A 15,124-nucleotide genomic window follows, 5' to 3' on the forward strand; every position below is an offset into this window, starting at 1 on the left:
ATCGGCGGCGGATGATTCGGCCGCGGGAGAGTCGATCGCAGATCAGGAAAGGCGCCTGACGGTGGCACCGAGCGCAGTCAGTTTCTGTTCGATGCGCTCGTAGCCGCGATCCAGATGATAGATGCGTTCGATCACGGTTTCGCCGCGGGCCACGAGGCCGGCGATGATGAGTCCGGCCGATGCGCGCAGATCGGTCGCCATGACGGTGGCCCCGTCGAGCTGCGCCACGCCCTGCACCACCGCGGTATTGCCGTCGATGCGGATGTCCGCGCCCAGCCGGGCCAGTTCGACCGCATGCATGAAGCGGTTCTCGAAAATCGTTTCGCGGATGATGGAGGTGCCTTCGGCCAGCGCGTTGAGTGCCATGAACTGTGCCTGCATGTCGGTCGGGAAGGCCGGATAGGGGGCCGTGCGGATCGACACCGCCTTCAGGCGTTGCGGCGCCCGCAGCACGATGGCTTCGAACGACGGCGACTTTTCGGTACGGATGTCGCAGCCGGCATCCATAAGCTTGTCGACCACGGCATCGAGGTAGGCGGCCGACGTTCCGGTCAGACGGATTTCACCACCGGTGGCCGCCGCGGCACACAGATAGGTTCCGGTTTCGATGCGGTCCGGCATGATGCGATGCGTTGCGCCGTGCAGCCGCTCGACGCCCTGGATACGGATCACGTCGCTGCCCGCGCCGGAAATACGCGCGCCCATGGAGACCAGACAATTCGCCAGATCGACGACTTCGGGCTCGCGGGCGGCGTTCTCGATCACCGTTTCGCCTTCGGCCAGCACAGCCGCCATCATCAGGTTTTCGGTGCCAGTCACGGTCACCATGTCGGTGAACAGCCGCGCGCCACGCAGGCGCGACGTGCGCGCGACGACATAGCCGTGTTCCACCGCAATGTCGGCACCCATCGCGGTCAAACCCTTGATGTGCTGATCGACCGGACGCGCGCCGATGGCGCAGCCACCGGGCAACGACACCTTTGCCTCTCCGCAGCGGGCTACCAGCGGGCCGAGCACCAGAATGGACGCCCGCATGGTTTTCACCATTTCGTACGGCGCCAGCGGGTTGTTCAGCCCGGACGCGTCCAGCGTCACGACAGAGCCATCGCGCTGCACGGCTACGCCCATCTGCGCCAACAGCTTGAGCATGGTGCCGATATCGTTGAGCTGCGGCACATTGGTCAGCGTCAGCGGCTCGCGCGTCAGCAGTGCTGCGCACAGGATGGGCAGCGCTGCATTCTTCGCGCCCGACATTTCGGCTTCACCCTGCAGACGATGGCCGCCTTCGATCAACAGCTTGTCCATCGTGCGTTCAGGCCTTCCACTCGGCCGGCGTCAGCGTCTTCATCGACAGCGCGTGGATCTCCTCGCGCATGCGATCGCCCAGCGCTGCGTAGACGAGCTGATGGCGGCGGATGCGGGTCAGACCGTCAAAGGCGGCAGACACGATGACAGCCTCGAAATGCTGGCCATCGCCCGATACCTGGCAGTGATCACAGGCGATACCGGCTGTGATGGAGGATTCAATGCTTTGCGGAGTGACCATATCAACTTCTCAATTTGTAGCCGCGGGCCAGCATGTTCAATGTGGCATAGGTCAACGCCACGAAACTGCCGCCTGCGACGAGGGCACTGATCCACGGCGAAACATCCGACTGGCCGAAAAAGCCGTAACGGAAACCATCGATCATGTAAAAAAACGGATTGACGTGCGACACCGTCTGCCAGAAAGCCGGCAGCGAGTGGATGGAGTAGAACACACCAGACAGGAAGGTGAGCGGCATCACGACGAAATTCTGGAACGCCGCGAGTTGGTCGAACTTGTCGGCCCAGATGCCTGCGATCACACCCAGGCTGGCCAGAATGGCACCGCCCAGCGTGGCGAAGAACAGTATCCACAGCGGGTGCGCATACGGCAATTCGACGAACCACAGCGTGACCAGCCAGACGCCTGCGCCCACCACCAGCCCGCGGATGACCGCCGCCAGCACATACGCTGCGTAGAACTCGCGATACGAAATCGGCGCCAGCAGCACGAATACGATGTTGCCGGTCACCTTGGACTGGATCAGCGACGAGGAACTGTTGGAGAACGCATTCTGCAGCAGGCTCATCATTACAAGACCGGGCACCAGGAAGGCCGCGTAGCTCACGCCGCCATAGACTTCGACATGACGGTCGAGCACGTGCGAAAACACCAGCAGGTAGAGCAACGCGGTCAGCACCGGCGCGCCGACCGTCTGGAAGCCGACCTTCCAGAAGCGCAGCACCTCTTTATATAGAAGGGTTCGCAGCGCAATGCTCACGCGGCCTCCCGCATGATGGAAATGAAAATGTCTTCCAGATCCGGACGGACCAGTTCGATTTCTTCCAGTCCGACGCCGGCCGCATGCAGTCGGGCGAGGCAGGCGCTCACCGCATCGGCGTTTTCGAGCGCAAGCGCGACGCGTCCGTCTGCCGTCGCACGCGCCACGGCGCGCAGATCTGCCGGCAGCGCGATGTCGCCGCGCAGGCGAAGACGGAGTGTCTGGTGGATCGGCCGCGCCAGCAGACTGGTCGTGTTGTCGAGTGCGATCACCCGCCCCTGCTTCAGCATGGCGATGCGCCCGCACAGGCTTTCCGCTTCTTCCAGATAGTGGGTGGTCAGCACGATGGTGTGGCCTTGCCGGTTCAGATCGCGCACGAAGGCCCACAGGCCCTGGCGCAACTCCACGTCGACACCGGCTGTCGGCTCGTCAAGCACGATGACCGGCGGCCGGTGCACCAGCGCCTGAGCGACCAGCACCCGCCGCTTCATGCCGCCGGACAGCGCGCGCATGTTCACCTCTGCCTTCGTGTGGAGATCGAGGTGATGCAGGATTTCGTCTATCCAGTCATCGTTGCGGCGCAAGCCGAAGTAGCCGGACTGGATGCGGAGCGTTTCGCGCACGGTGAAGAACGGATCGAACACGAGTTCCTGCGGCACCACACCCAGATTGCGCCGTGCATCGCGATAGCCGGCAACGACGTCGTGCCCCATCACCCGAATCACGCCGGAGTCGGCGCGTCCAAGCCCGGCGAGCAGGGATATCAGCGTGGTCTTGCCGGCACCGTTCGGTCCAAGCAGGCCGAAGAATTCGCCCTGCCGCACGGTCAGCGACACGTGATCGAGCGCCTGAAGCGAGCCATATCGCTTGCAGACGCCATCTATCAGCAAGGCGGCGGACGGATCAGAGATGGACATGCATCGGGACGGGCACCGGAGCGGTGCCGGGGAAAACAGCAGTCAGCGTGCAGCCGACGCGGCGTCAAGTCCGCAGAACGACGACACTTCGTACAGATTGGACAGGCTGAGCAGTCCTTCGGGGGCACCGACGACCGGCAGCGGGCCTGCCGAGCCGGACGACGCGCGTTCCCAGGCAAGCAGAACGGCGATCGCGGCCGAATCCACTTCGCTCACTCCGGACAGATCGATCGACCTCGCCGAGCCGATCAACGCGAGACCGGCGTCGCGCAGACTGACTGCCTCGGCCAGACGCATCGCACCTGTCACCCTCAGCACGTCTCCATCCAGAGCGATCATTTTGCAGCGGCTGCCGGAGGATAATTCTTGGTGCGCAACGACTTGACAAGACCATCGACGCCGCCGGCGCGAATTTCGGCGGCAAAGGTTTCGCGATAATTGGTCACCAGGCTGACGCCAGCGACGCTCACGTCGTAAACCTTCCAGCCTTCACCGTTCTTTTCGAGGGCGTAGTCGATCGGGATCGGACGGCCGCCTGCGCGAACGACCTTGGTCTTGACCGTCACGTCGGTCTGCTCCGGCGCCATGCGGAACGCGTCGTACTCGACCGTCTCGTTCTTGTAGCTGGTCAAGGCGTTCGAGTAGGTGCGAACCAGCAGCGTACGAAACTCGGTGACCAGCTGACCCTTCTGCTCGTCCGATGCATTCGCCCACTCGCGGCCCATGGCCAGCTGCGTCATGCGCGAAAAATTGAAGTGCGGGATTACCTGGGTTTCCACCAGTTCTGCCGCGCGCTTCTTGTCGCCCGCCTTGATGGCTGCGTCTGTCCTCAGGGTGTTCAACACCTCTTCGGTCACTTGCTTCACGAGCGTGTCGGGCGTCTTCGCGACGTTCGCCTGGGCGCCGGCGCTCAGTGCGAAAGTCAGCAAAAACAGTTGAAATATGCGTTTGAACATGTGTTCTCCCAGATGAAAAAGGCCTGTCGCCACGCGACAGGCCGTCATGACCATGCCACCTCGCCCGACCGGGCGAGGCAATGAATCGATCAGTTCGACGCTACGGCAAGCTCTGTCGAGGTCTGCGCACTCATGGTATTAACGCCCATGGTGGCAGGGGTGCCGACAAGCATGAAGCACCAAGTTGATTCAATCGGTAACATGGTCATCAGGTTCTCGCTCGGCGAAAGCTGTGCGAACGGGCTTTCTCGCGGTGCGTTTCCGTCAAAGATCAGGCTGCGGCGACGTTGCAGATATGCATCGCGCACATAGGCGTACTTGTCGAGTGCGGCAGCTTCAATGGCGCTTTCGGCCTTCAGGAAATCGGCGCGCATATCGACGGCGCGCAGCACAAGGGCGGAATTGCGGACCGAAACCGGATCATGATTGGCGACCGGATCGATCCAGACATCGACCAGGAAACCACCGGTGTCCCGCAGAGTACGCGGCCCGAAGATCGGCAGCACGACATAGGCACCGTCGCCGACGCCCCAGCGGCCGAGCGTCTGGCCGAAATCTTCCTCGTGCTTTTCGAGGCCCATACCGGTGGCTACGTCGAACAGCCCGACGATGCCGATGGTCGTGTTGATCACCACACGCCCGACGTCAGACAGTGCTTCGCCCGGCTTGCCCTGGATCAGGTTGTTGAAACCGATCCACAGATCGGCAATGTTGCCGAAAAAATTCGACACGCCGGTCTGGACAGGCGTCGGGGTAATGTAGTCGTAACCCTGCGCGACGGGCTTGATGAGCGCTTTGTCGACCGTTTCGTTGAACGAAAAGACAGCGCGGTTGAACCCTTCGATCGGATCCTTCGGATTACCCGAGGTCGCACAACCGGTCATCAATGTTGCAGCAATGGCTGCAGCGAGCACCGGTCGAAAATTGGATATCTGCTTTTTTGTATGAGTCATCTGGCGAGCTTCCCGGCTATGCGTTATGCCATCACTGCTCGGGAGCCTGCGGGCTCTCGGCAGCCTTGTTGAACATGAACTGACTGATCAGCTTTTCAAGCACTACCGCAGACTGCGTTTTCGTTATCGTCGCGTCGGCGGCGAGCATTTCCGTATCGCCACCGACTTCAAAACCGATGTACTGCTCGCCAAGCAACCCTGACGTCAGGATGGTCGCAAACGTGTCACGCGGGAAAACATACCGCTTATCGACATCCATCTTGACCACCGCGACATAAAGAGTGGGGTCAAAGGTGATTTCCGTCACCCGCCCGACCACAACGCCCGAGCTTTTCACGGGCGCACGCGGTTTCAGGCCACCGATGTTATCAAAGTTGGCTTGCAGCCTGTATGTCTCGCCTATGTTAGCGGACGCCAGGTTGCCGACCTTTAGTGCCAGAAACAACACTGCAGCCACGCCGATCGCCACGAACACACCGACCCAGAGGTCTAGCACAGTACGGTTCATCCGATACCCCTGAACATGAAGGATGTGAGCACAAAGTCCAACGCCAGTATGGTTAGCGCCGAATTGACAACAGTTCGCGTGATGGCACGCGACACGCCCTCGGCGGTCGGGGCCGAATCGTAGCCTTCGAAAACCGCGATCAGCGACACCGCAAAGCCGAACACGATGCTCTTGATGATGCCGTTCACGATGTCGTAGCGAAAATCGACCGATGCCTGCATCTGCGACCAGAAGGCCCCGTCATCGACGCCGATGAAAACGACTCCGATGAACCAGGCGCCGAACACGCCCATCATCGAAAACAGCGCTGCCAGCAGGGGCATCGAAATGACGCCACCCCAGAAGCGCGGTGCCACGACGCGCGCGATCGGATCGACCGCCATCATGTCCATCGCCTTGAGTTGCTCGGTCGCTTTCATCAGGCCTATTTCTGCCGTCAGCGCCGAACCGGCGCGGCTCGCGAACAGCAGGCCGGCAACCACCGGACCAAGCTCGCGCACCAGCGACAACGCCACCAGAATGCCCAGCGCCTCGCTCGAACCGTAGCGCTGGAGCGTTTCGTATCCCTGCAAACCCAGCACCAGTCCGACGAAAAAGCCGGACACCATGATGATGATCAGCGACAGCACGCCGGTCGAATACACTTCGCGAATGGTCAGCGAGAAACGCGAGAAAGCGGTGCCTGAGCGCATCAGCACGGCGATGAAGAAGCGGCTGGCAAAGCCCAGCCGCCAGAGTCCGTCCAGCGTGCGTGCGCCAATCGAGCGAAGCACCCGCGCGATCATGCGTGCGTTTCCATCAGGGTTGTCCTGTAGTCGTCACCCGGGTAATGGAACGGCAGTGGCCCATCGATTTCCGCATTGACGAACTGATGCACGAATGGGTCGGTCGAGGCGCGGATCTCATCCGGCGTCCCTTCGGCCACCACCTTGCCGGCCGACAGAAAATACAGGTAATCGACGATCTCGAGCGACTCGTGCACGTCGTGCGTCACCATGATCGAACTCGCTCCAAGCGCGTCATTGAGCCTGCGGATGAGCTGGCCGACCACGGCAAGGGAAATCGGATCGAGCCCTGCAAATGGCTCGTCGTACATGATGAGCATCGGGTCGAGCGCCACCGCACGGGCCAACGAGACGCGCCGCGCCATGCCGCCGGACAGTTCGGCCGGCATCAGCTTCCACGCGCCGCGCAACCCGACTGCATGAAGCTTGGTCATGACCAGGTCGCGGATCATGTCGGGAGGAAGATCCGTATGCTCGCGCAACGGAAAGGCCACATTGTCGAACACGTTCAGATCAGTAAACAGCGCGCCGAACTGGAACAGCATGCCCATGCGCCGTCTCGCTGCATACATTTCACGGCGTGACAGCCGCGCAAGCTCCTGTCCGTCCACCGTCAGATGGCCCGCCGTCGGTTTGAGCTGGCCGCCGATCAGGCGCAGCAATGTCGTCTTCCCGCAGCCGCTGCCGCCCATGATGGCGACCAGCTTGCCGCGCGGAATGCGCAGATTGATGCCGGACAGGATGGGCCGCGTGTCGTAGGCAAAGTCGACGTTCTTCAGGTCGACCAGGATGTCTTCGGCCGGAGGGGACAGTGACACGAGAACAGTGTATGCGGGCAAGTAAGGAGCGCGATTGTAGCAGAGGCGCTCCTCAGGCCGCAGCGACGCCACCTGGCATGTCAACGGCGTGCGCTATCATCGGTCATGACTTTCGCAAACGCTGCCCGCCCGACGAAAACCGAAGCGCCGCGGCCCGGACTGCTGATCGTCGACGACGATCCGCTGATTGCCGATTCACTCAGCTTCATGCTCGAGGCGGATTTTCTGGTCACCAGCTGCGCCTCGCGCGGTGCGGCCATCGCGTGGCTGCGTGAGCAGCCGGCGCCGCCGAAACTGGCGCTGATCGATCTCGGACTGCCGCCCTGTCCGCATCGGCCGGATGAAGGCTACGCATTGATCGCCGACTTGCTGGCCCACGCGCCGGACACCCGCATTGTGGTGCTGTCCGGCCAGGGAGAGGAAGGCCTCGCGCGCCATGCCCGGGCCCTCGGCGCAACGGAATTCGTGTCCAAACCGGCGCAGCCTGCGGCGCTGCATGCGCTGCTGCGGCAACTGGCCGAAACCTGCAACCCGCCGCCACCCGACCTGCCGGCGCTGATCGGCGACAGTGAACCGGTGACCCGGCTGCGGGCGCAGATCGTGCAGTATGCCGACCTGCCCTATCCGGTACTGGTAGAGGGCGAATCGGGGACCGGCAAGGACATTGTCGCCAACTGCCTGCACACCGGCACGACACGTGTCAGTCAGCCCTTTCTGGCGCTCAACTGCGCCGCCATTTCACCCAGTCTCGTAGAGCCGACGCTGTTCGGCCATGCACGCGGCGCGTTCACCGGCGCACAGACGGCACGCGCCGGCTATTTCGAGGAGGCCGCGTCGGGCAGCCTGTTCCTCGACGAAATCGGCGAACTGCCGCTCGACCTCCAGGCCAAGCTGCTGCGCGTGCTCGAGAACGGTGAGTACCAGCGGGTGGGCGAAACGCAGTTGCGCCGTTCTAACGCGCGCATCATTGCAGCCACCAATCGCGATCTGAGCGTGGAAGTCCGTGCCGGACGCTTCCGGTCGGATCTGTATCACCGGCTCAGTGTGTTCACGATCACCCTGCCAGCCCTGCGCGACATGGGCAGCGACCGGCTGCAACTGCTCGAGCACTTTCGCGGCCAGTTCTGCGCCCAGCTTGAACGACTGCCGTTTTCGCTGTCGGCCGACGCGCGTGCGGCGTGGCTGGCGTACGGTTTTCCCGGCAATGTGCGCGAACTCCGCAACATCGTCATCCGGCTTTCGACCAAGTATCCGGGTCGCGAAGTGGGTGTAGCCGATCTGCAGGCGGAGTTCGACCCGGCCGGGAGCGCTCCGTCTGCGCCGGGCATGCACGACGAGCAGGCGCGCGAATTGTCGGATGTCGCACTCGACGAGCTGCGCGCCGGCGGCTTCCGGCTTGACGCCCGGCTGCGCGAATGGGAAAGCGCCTACATCGAAGCTGCCCTGCGCCTGGCGCGTGGCAATGTGAGCGCGGCGGCACGTCTGCTGGGCATCGCGCGCACGACGCTGTACCACCGGATGGATGCGCCGGATGCCGATGCCGGGCGCGGCGACTGACATGTATCTCGACCATTTCGGCCTGCGCGAATCACCGTTCCGCATCACCCCGCACGCCGATTTCTTCTTCGGCGGTGCGAACCGCCGGGCACTGCTCGACGCGCTGGTCTATGCGCTCGGACGTGAAGAGGGGCTGGTCAAGGTCAGCGGCGAGGTTGGCACCGGCAAGACCATGCTGGCGCGGGTGCTGATCGATCACCTTCCCGCCCATCTGCGCGCCATCTATCTCGCCGACCCGCTGATGAACCGCGGCGAACTGCTCGCAGTGCTGGCCGACGAAATGGGCTGCGCGCCTGCCACCGGCAACGATGGCAGCGCGCACCGCCTGCTGCGTGCGGTGCAGGAAGCGCTGGTTGCCGAATTCGCCGCCGGCCGCCAGATCGTGCTGCTGATCGATGAGGCGCATGCGATGCCGGCGGAAACGCTGGAACAGATCCGGCTGCTGTCCAACCTCGAATCCGAACGCCACAAGCTGATCAAGATCGCACTGTTCGGCCAGCCGGAGCTGGACGACCTGCTGGCGCGCACCGACATGCGGCAACTGAAGGACCGCATCACCCAGCACTTCCGGCTCGACCCGTTGCAGCCGGACGACGTCGGCACCTACATCGATTTCCGCATGCGTGCCGCCGGCTATCGCGGACCGAACGTGTTCGACGCCGCCTCGGTGACACGCATCGCGCGTGATTCTGGCGGCCTGACACGACGCATCAACATCCTGGCCGACAAGGCACTGCTCGCGGCGTTTGCGCGCGGCGCCCACGGCGTCACGGCCGCCGACGCCGCGCGAGCGTTCGCCGACACCGAACTGCGCGTGCCGGCACCGGGCGGCGTCACGCCGACCCGGCTGGCGCTCGCGGTCGCGGCATCTGTCGTGCTGCTGGCCGCGGGTTTTCTGCTCGGACGCAGTATCGACCGAGCTCCCCCCGAAACAGCCCCCCCGGCAGCGACCGCCGGCGGCACGACGGCCGCCGCCCCGGCCGGCCGTGCGCCGGAGCCGCCGCCCGCCGCCGCTCCGGAGGCTGGACAGGCCCCACCGGCAGCCCCGGCAGGTGAACCCTCCGTCCCGCCGGTTTCCGCGATGCCGGACGCCATCGCTTCAGCCCCGCCCCACGCTGCACCGGAACCGGCTGCGGAGCCCCCCGCGCCTGCCGACGACCTGACGTCGCTGCTGGCATCGAGCAAATCATGGACAACCTCTGCGCCCGATGACCGCTGGTTCATCCAGTTGATGTCGGCCCCGGACGCCCAGGGCGAACAGGTCGAGCGCTATGTCCGGCGCGCCCGCCGCACCCTCGATGCACAGCAGTTGCGGGCCTATCGCGCAGACACTGCAGGCGGCACCAAGCTGGCGGTGATCTACGGCGACTTCCCGGATCAGCGCACTGCGCAGCAGGCGCTCGCCACGCTGCCCGACTGGATCGCCACCGCGCGGCCGATTGCGCGGCAGGTACGCAGCCTGCGTCAGCCCTGAAAATGCCAGAGGCATTGACGGAACAAGGCCGGCTGCGCATCATGTTGATCGACCCCGGATTCCGCGTACCATCCGAATTCAGTTTCATTCCGAGTCACCGTCCGTCTCCGTGCCCATGACAGCATTGCTGCGCCCCGTTCTGCCCTGCGCCGTGATTGCGGCCCTGCTTGCCGGTTGTGCGGCGCACCCCCCCCAGCCGATGTCGGATGCACACGTTGTGGCGAAGAAGGCTGACGGCGCGGCCAGCGCGGCGCGCGAAGGCATCCCGCCGCCGGTCGCCCGCCCGCTGTCGCCGCCCCAGCCGCAGCCGCGGCACAAGTCGGAAACCTACAGTGTGGTGGTCAACCGGGTGCCGGTGAATGAACTGCTGTTCGCGCTGGCGCGTGACGCCAAGGTGAATGTAGACATCCACCCCGGCATCGAAGGTGCGGTCACGCTGAACGCCATCGACCAGACGCTGCCGCAGCTGCTCACCCGCATCGCCACCCAGGTCGACATGCGGTTCGAGCTCGACGGACCGAATCTGGTCGTGATGCCCGACGCGCCCTACCTGCGCAGCTACCGGGTCGATTACGTCAACATGTCGCGAGACGTCACCGGTGCGGTGTCGATCAACACGCAGATCGCCTCGACCAGTTCGGCGGCCGTCACCGGTACCGGCGGCACCGCCAACATCGCAGCCCAGACCGGCACTGCCGGCAACAGCTCCAGCACCCGCATCGAAAATGTCGCGAAGAACCGCTTCTGGGAATCGCTGGAACGCAACATCCGCGACCTGCTGCACGAAACCGACAAGCTGATGCCGGACACGATGCCCGAACCGGCAACCACTCCAGTCGCTGGCGCCGATCCGGCAGCTGCGCCGCCGCCGGTCGAGCGACGGGCCACCTTCCGCGAGGCGGCATCGGTCATCCTGAATGCCGAAACCGGCGTCATCAATGTGCGCGCCACCTCGCGCCAGCACGAAAAGGTGCAGGAATTCATCAGCCAGGTGACGCGCATCGCACGCCGCCAGGTGCTGATCGAAGCGACGATCGCCGAGGTGCAGCTGACCGACAACTACCAGCAGGGCATCGACTGGACCGCCTTCGCCGGCGGCGGCAAGCGCGGCGGTGCAACGGTGTCGCTCAACACCACCTCGACCGATCTGACGACCAATGCGCCATTCGCCATCGGTCTGGGCCGCAACCGCGAGCTGGTCGACAGCATCAAGCTGCTGGAAACCTATGGGGACGTGAAGGTGCTGTCCAGCCCCAAGCTGTCGGTGCTGAACAACCAGACCGCGCTGCTGAAGGTGGTCAACAACATCGTCTACTTTGAAATCAAGTCCGACGTGGTCGCCAATACCAACACGCAGGCCGTGCGCAGTTTCACCGCCACGCCGCGTTCGGTATCGGTCGGTCTGGTGATGGCGGTCACGCCGCAGATCAGCGCCGACGGCTTCGTGCTGCTGAACGTACGGCCGACCATTTCGCGCAAGGTCGGTGATGCGCAGGATCCGACGCCCGACCTCAGCTCGCCCAATCTGGTGCCGGTCATCCAGACGCGCGAACTCGAATCGGTCATGCGCGTGGCCAGCGGCGAAACCGCGGTGCTTGGCGGCCTGATGCAGGACGAACTGAACTACCGCCGCGACAGCATTCCCGGCGTGTCGGCGCTGCCCTTCATCGGCGCACTGCTGTCGGCGCGCAACGAAACATCGCGCAAGACCGAACTGGTCGTGCTGATCCGCCCGGTCGTGATCGAAGACGCCAGCCTCGACGGCGACTACCGTTCGCTGGTCGATTCGCTGCCGGACGAGCGCTTCATGAGATCGACCTTCCCGCTGCCCGGCGCGAACCGCAAAGTGGAGCCTGCGCAGTGAGCCTGCTGCTCGAAGCGCTGAAGAAGGCCGAGGCCGCCAAGCGGCGCGAGGAAGACCCCGCAGCTGAAAGCGAAGCCGCGTCGACAGCGGTCGCGCCACCGGCGCGCATTACGCCGGCCCATGAACTGGAACTGATCGACGACGAATTCGCGCAGGCTGCGCGCTTCGCCGGGCTCGACGTACCGGAGCCGCGCCCGGCCACGCCCCCCCCAACTCAGCCGGGCGCCGAAGCAGCGCGCGTGCTGTTCGACGCCAAGCGACCGGCACCTCGCGGCAAGTCGCCGCTGACCTGGCTGCTCGGCGCAGCCGGTGTGCTGCTGCTCGGCATCGTCGGCTGGGTCATGTGGCAGATCGGCCTGCTGGACAGCGGCCGGGCCCTCGCACCGACCGCCTCCCTGCCGCCGCCGGCGACGCGCATCGCGGCGCCCACGCCGGTACCCGCTCCTTCGCCTGAACGACCCACGGCGTCCGCCACCGCGATCGCACCGTCGTCCCTGGCTGCGGGTGCACCCGTGACCGCCCCCGCAGCACCGCCCGATGACGCATTGGCGGCAGCGCCGTCGAGCCGCTTCCTGTCCGGCCAGGTCGCCGCCGATGCACCGGCAACGACACCGGCACCCGCCGCAGTGCCCGTTACGCCGCCGATCCGCATCACCCGCAATGCGCCGGTCATTCCGCAGGACATCAACGAAGGCTATGCAGCGTTCAACGCAGGCGAGTACGACCGCGCGCGCGTCGCCTACGAACGTGCGCTGCGTGCCGATCCGCGCAATCCCGACGCGCTGCACGGCTTGATGGCGCTGGCCGAGGTACGGGGCGATGCGCAGCAGGCGCGCATGCTGTTGCGGCGCATCGCCGAAATCGATCCGGCCGACCCGTCGGTGCAGGTGGCGATGAGTGAAAACGTCGATCCGTCCGCGCACGAGGCGCGGTTGCTCAACATCGCCGCGGCGCAGCCGCAATCGGCTCCCGCTGCCTTTGCGCTCGGCAATCTTTATGCCGGACAGGCGCGCTGGCGTGAAGCACAGCAGGCTTATTTCAATGCCTGGACACTGGCACCCGATCAGCCCGACCACGCCTACAACCTGGCGGTGAGCCTCGACCAGCTGCGCCAGTCGAAGCTCGCACTGCAGTACTACCGCGAAGCTGTGACGTTGCGCAGCCAACGCTCGGCCGCCTTCGACGCAGACGCGGTGGCCGCCCGCGTCGCCGCGCTGCAGGCCGCGCAGGATGGGCCCTGAGCACATGAACTCGCCGGCCAACGCACCGCGCCGCCCGCTCGGCCAGTTGCTGCTGGCGCAGGGGCTGGTGACCGAAGACCAGTTGCGCATCGCGCTGCAGGAACAGCAGAAGCTGAACATTCCGATGGGCCGGCTGCTGGTGCAGCTGGGCTTCGTCAGCGAAGCCACGTTGCGCGAAGCACTTGGCGTCACGCTGGGCAAGCGAACGGTCGACCTGTCGCATGCGCTGATCGACGCCGACGCCCTGAGACTGGTGCCGCAGGCGCTGGCCAAGCGGCACCGGCTGTTGCCGCTGAACTATCTGGCCAGCGCGCGCAAGCTGACGGTCGCCGTGTCCGACGTGAACGACATCGTCGCGCTCGACCAGTTGCGCGCGCTGCTGCCGGAAGGCGTCGAGCTCGAAACCGTACTGGCCGGCGAGACTGAAATCGCGCACGCGATCGACCAGTCCTACGGCCACGAACTGTCGATCGAAGGCATCCTGACCGAGCTGGAAACCGGTGAGGTCGATTACCGCGCACTGGCCTCGTCGGCCGACGAGTACAGTCAGCCGGTGGTGCGCCTGATCGACGCGCTGCTGACCGATGCGGTCAAGCGCGGCGCATCCGACATCCACTTCGAACCCGAAGCCGGCTTCCTGCGCATCCGCTACCGCATCGACGGCCTGCTGCGGCAGATCCGCGCGCTGCACCGCTCGTACTGGCCGGCGATGGCGGTGCGCATCAAGGTGGTGGCCGGCATGAACATCGCCGAAATGCGCGCGCCGCAGGACGGGCGCATTTCGCTCACCATCAGCGGCCGGCCGGTCGATTTCCGCGTGTCGTCGCAACCGACGCTGCACGGCGAGAACATCGTGCTGCGCATCCTCGACCGGGCGCGCGGCATTGTCGCGCTCGATGAACTGGGGCTGGCCGATTCGCAGCTCGACCAGCTGAAGCTGATGATCGCGCGGCCCGAAGGCATCATCCTTGCCACCGGCCCGACCGGCAGCGGCAAGACCACCACGCTGTATTCGGTGCTCAACCACATCAATTCCGAGGGCGTGAACATCATGACCCTGGAAGATCCGGTCGAATACCCGATGGCGCTGATCCGCCAGACTTCGGTCGCCGAAGCGGTGAAGCTCGATTTCGCAAATGGCGTGCGCTCGATGATGCGGCAGGATCCGGACATCATCCTGGTAGGCGAAATCCGCGATGCCGAAACCGCCGAGATGGCCTTTCGTGCCGCGATGACCGGTCACCAGGTGTATTCCACGCTGCATACCAACTCGGCACTCGGTGCGATCCCGCGCCTGCTCGACATCGGCATCCTGCCCGACATCATGGCCGGCAACATCATCGGCGTGATGGCGCAGCGCCTGCTGCGCAAGCTGTGCCTGTATTGCCGGAAGGCGCGACCGGCCGAGGCGCACGAACTGCATCTGCTCGGTCTGCGCGAGGACCGCGCCGCGCCAGACATCCACGACGCGGTCGGCTGCCCGGCCTGCGATTTCACCGGCTACCGCGGCCGGCTGGCAGTGATGGAACTGCTGCGTATGGATTCCGACCTCGACGAACTGGTGGCCCGGCGCGCCACCGCGCGCGAACTGCGCAATGCCGCCCGCGCCAAGGGTTTCCGCTCGCTGGCCGAAGATGGGCTGCGGCGCGTCATCGACGGCTCGACTTCGCTCGACGAGCTGGCGCGCGTGGTCGACCTCACCGAACGCATGGCCCAGAGCGGCCCTGACTGGTACGCGCGCTGAC

The 15,124-nt window shown here is 64.8% G+C and carries 15 protein-coding genes; 5 read left to right on the plus strand and 10 right to left on the minus strand.

The genetic code is table 11. The features are described from left to right. Nucleotides 1–42 precede the first annotated feature (42 nt). From murA to Q8R75_RS00285, 10 genes are all read right to left on the minus strand, one after another. Nucleotides 43–1,305: a UDP-N-acetylglucosamine 1-carboxyvinyltransferase gene (gene murA / locus Q8R75_RS00240; RefSeq protein ID WP_305612171.1), complete on the minus strand. Its 1,263-nt coding sequence runs from the start codon at nt 1,303–1,305 to the stop codon at nt 43–45. A 7-nt stretch (nt 1,306–1,312) separates the two neighbouring features. Continuing rightward, entirely contained in the window at nt 1,313–1,546 is a 234-nt protein-coding gene (locus Q8R75_RS00245; RefSeq protein ID WP_257080517.1) for a BolA family protein, read from the minus strand. 1 nt (nt 1,547) lies between these two features. Further along, nucleotides 1,548–2,306 (minus strand): ABC transporter permease, encoded by a 759-nt coding sequence (locus Q8R75_RS00250; protein WP_305612167.1) that lies wholly within the window; start codon nt 2,304–2,306, stop codon nt 1,548–1,550. Beyond that, nucleotides 2,303–3,223: an ABC transporter ATP-binding protein gene (locus Q8R75_RS00255; RefSeq protein ID WP_305612166.1), complete on the minus strand. Its 921-nt coding sequence runs from the start codon at nt 3,221–3,223 to the stop codon at nt 2,303–2,305. Before Q8R75_RS00255 ends, Q8R75_RS00250 begins: the two co-directional genes overlap by 4 nt. A 42-nt stretch (nt 3,224–3,265) precedes the next feature. After that, complete coding sequence (locus Q8R75_RS00260) at nt 3,266–3,562, minus strand: STAS domain-containing protein (protein WP_305612164.1); 297 nt, start codon at nt 3,560–3,562, stop codon at nt 3,266–3,268. Next, the gene (locus tag Q8R75_RS00265) at nt 3,559–4,179 is read right to left on the minus strand and encodes an ABC transporter substrate-binding protein (protein ID WP_305612163.1); all 621 of its coding nucleotides are present in this window, start codon (nt 4,177–4,179) and stop codon (nt 3,559–3,561) included. The genes Q8R75_RS00260 and Q8R75_RS00265 overlap by 4 nt, the downstream gene beginning before the upstream one ends. 89 nt (nt 4,180–4,268) lie before the next feature. Continuing rightward, on the minus strand, nt 4,269–5,093 hold the full coding sequence (locus Q8R75_RS00270) for a VacJ family lipoprotein (RefSeq protein WP_305612161.1): 825 nt from the start codon (nt 5,091–5,093) through the stop codon (nt 4,269–4,271). Between the two features lie 70 nt (nt 5,094–5,163). Next, nucleotides 5,164–5,640 (minus strand): outer membrane lipid asymmetry maintenance protein MlaD, encoded by a 477-nt coding sequence (mlaD, locus tag Q8R75_RS00275; RefSeq protein WP_305626970.1) that lies wholly within the window; start codon nt 5,638–5,640, stop codon nt 5,164–5,166. After that, nucleotides 5,637–6,425, minus strand: coding sequence for a lipid asymmetry maintenance ABC transporter permease subunit MlaE (gene mlaE, locus Q8R75_RS00280; RefSeq protein ID WP_305612158.1), 789 nt, complete (start codon nt 6,423–6,425; stop codon nt 5,637–5,639). Before mlaE ends, mlaD begins: the two co-directional genes overlap by 4 nt. Next, a complete protein-coding gene (locus Q8R75_RS00285) occupies nt 6,422–7,243 on the minus strand; it encodes an ABC transporter ATP-binding protein (protein WP_305612157.1) in 822 nt (273 codons plus the stop codon). The genes mlaE and Q8R75_RS00285 overlap by 4 nt, the downstream gene beginning before the upstream one ends. Before the next feature lie 105 nt (nt 7,244–7,348). Here Q8R75_RS00285 and Q8R75_RS00290 point away from each other — a divergent pair, with 105 nt between their 5' ends. From Q8R75_RS00290 to Q8R75_RS00310, 5 genes are all read left to right on the plus strand, one after another. Further along, a complete protein-coding gene (locus Q8R75_RS00290; RefSeq protein WP_305612156.1) occupies nt 7,349–8,800 on the plus strand; it encodes a sigma-54 dependent transcriptional regulator in 1,452 nt (483 codons plus the stop codon). Between the two features lies 1 nt (nt 8,801). Beyond that, nucleotides 8,802–10,274 carry an AAA family ATPase gene (locus Q8R75_RS00295; protein ID WP_305663466.1) on the plus strand — a complete coding sequence of 491 codons (1,473 nt, stop codon included), beginning with the start codon at nt 8,802–8,804 and terminating at the stop codon, nt 10,272–10,274. Between the two features lie 217 nt (nt 10,275–10,491). Further along, entirely contained in the window at nt 10,492–12,138 is a 1,647-nt protein-coding gene (locus tag Q8R75_RS00300; RefSeq protein WP_305626974.1) for a pilus (MSHA type) biogenesis protein MshL, read from the plus strand. Continuing rightward, entirely contained in the window at nt 12,135–13,379 is a 1,245-nt protein-coding gene (locus Q8R75_RS00305; RefSeq protein ID WP_305626976.1) for a tetratricopeptide repeat protein, read from the plus strand. Before Q8R75_RS00300 ends, Q8R75_RS00305 begins: the two co-directional genes overlap by 4 nt. A gap of 4 nt (nt 13,380–13,383) precedes the next feature. After that, on the plus strand, nt 13,384–15,123 hold the full coding sequence (locus tag Q8R75_RS00310) for a GspE/PulE family protein (RefSeq protein ID WP_305626978.1): 1,740 nt from the start codon (nt 13,384–13,386) through the stop codon (nt 15,121–15,123). Nucleotide 15,124 lies beyond the last annotated feature (1 nt).

The sequence above is a fragment of the Methyloversatilis sp. genome (genome assembly GCF_030696805.1).
GTDB lineage: Bacteria > Pseudomonadota > Gammaproteobacteria > Burkholderiales > Rhodocyclaceae > Methyloversatilis.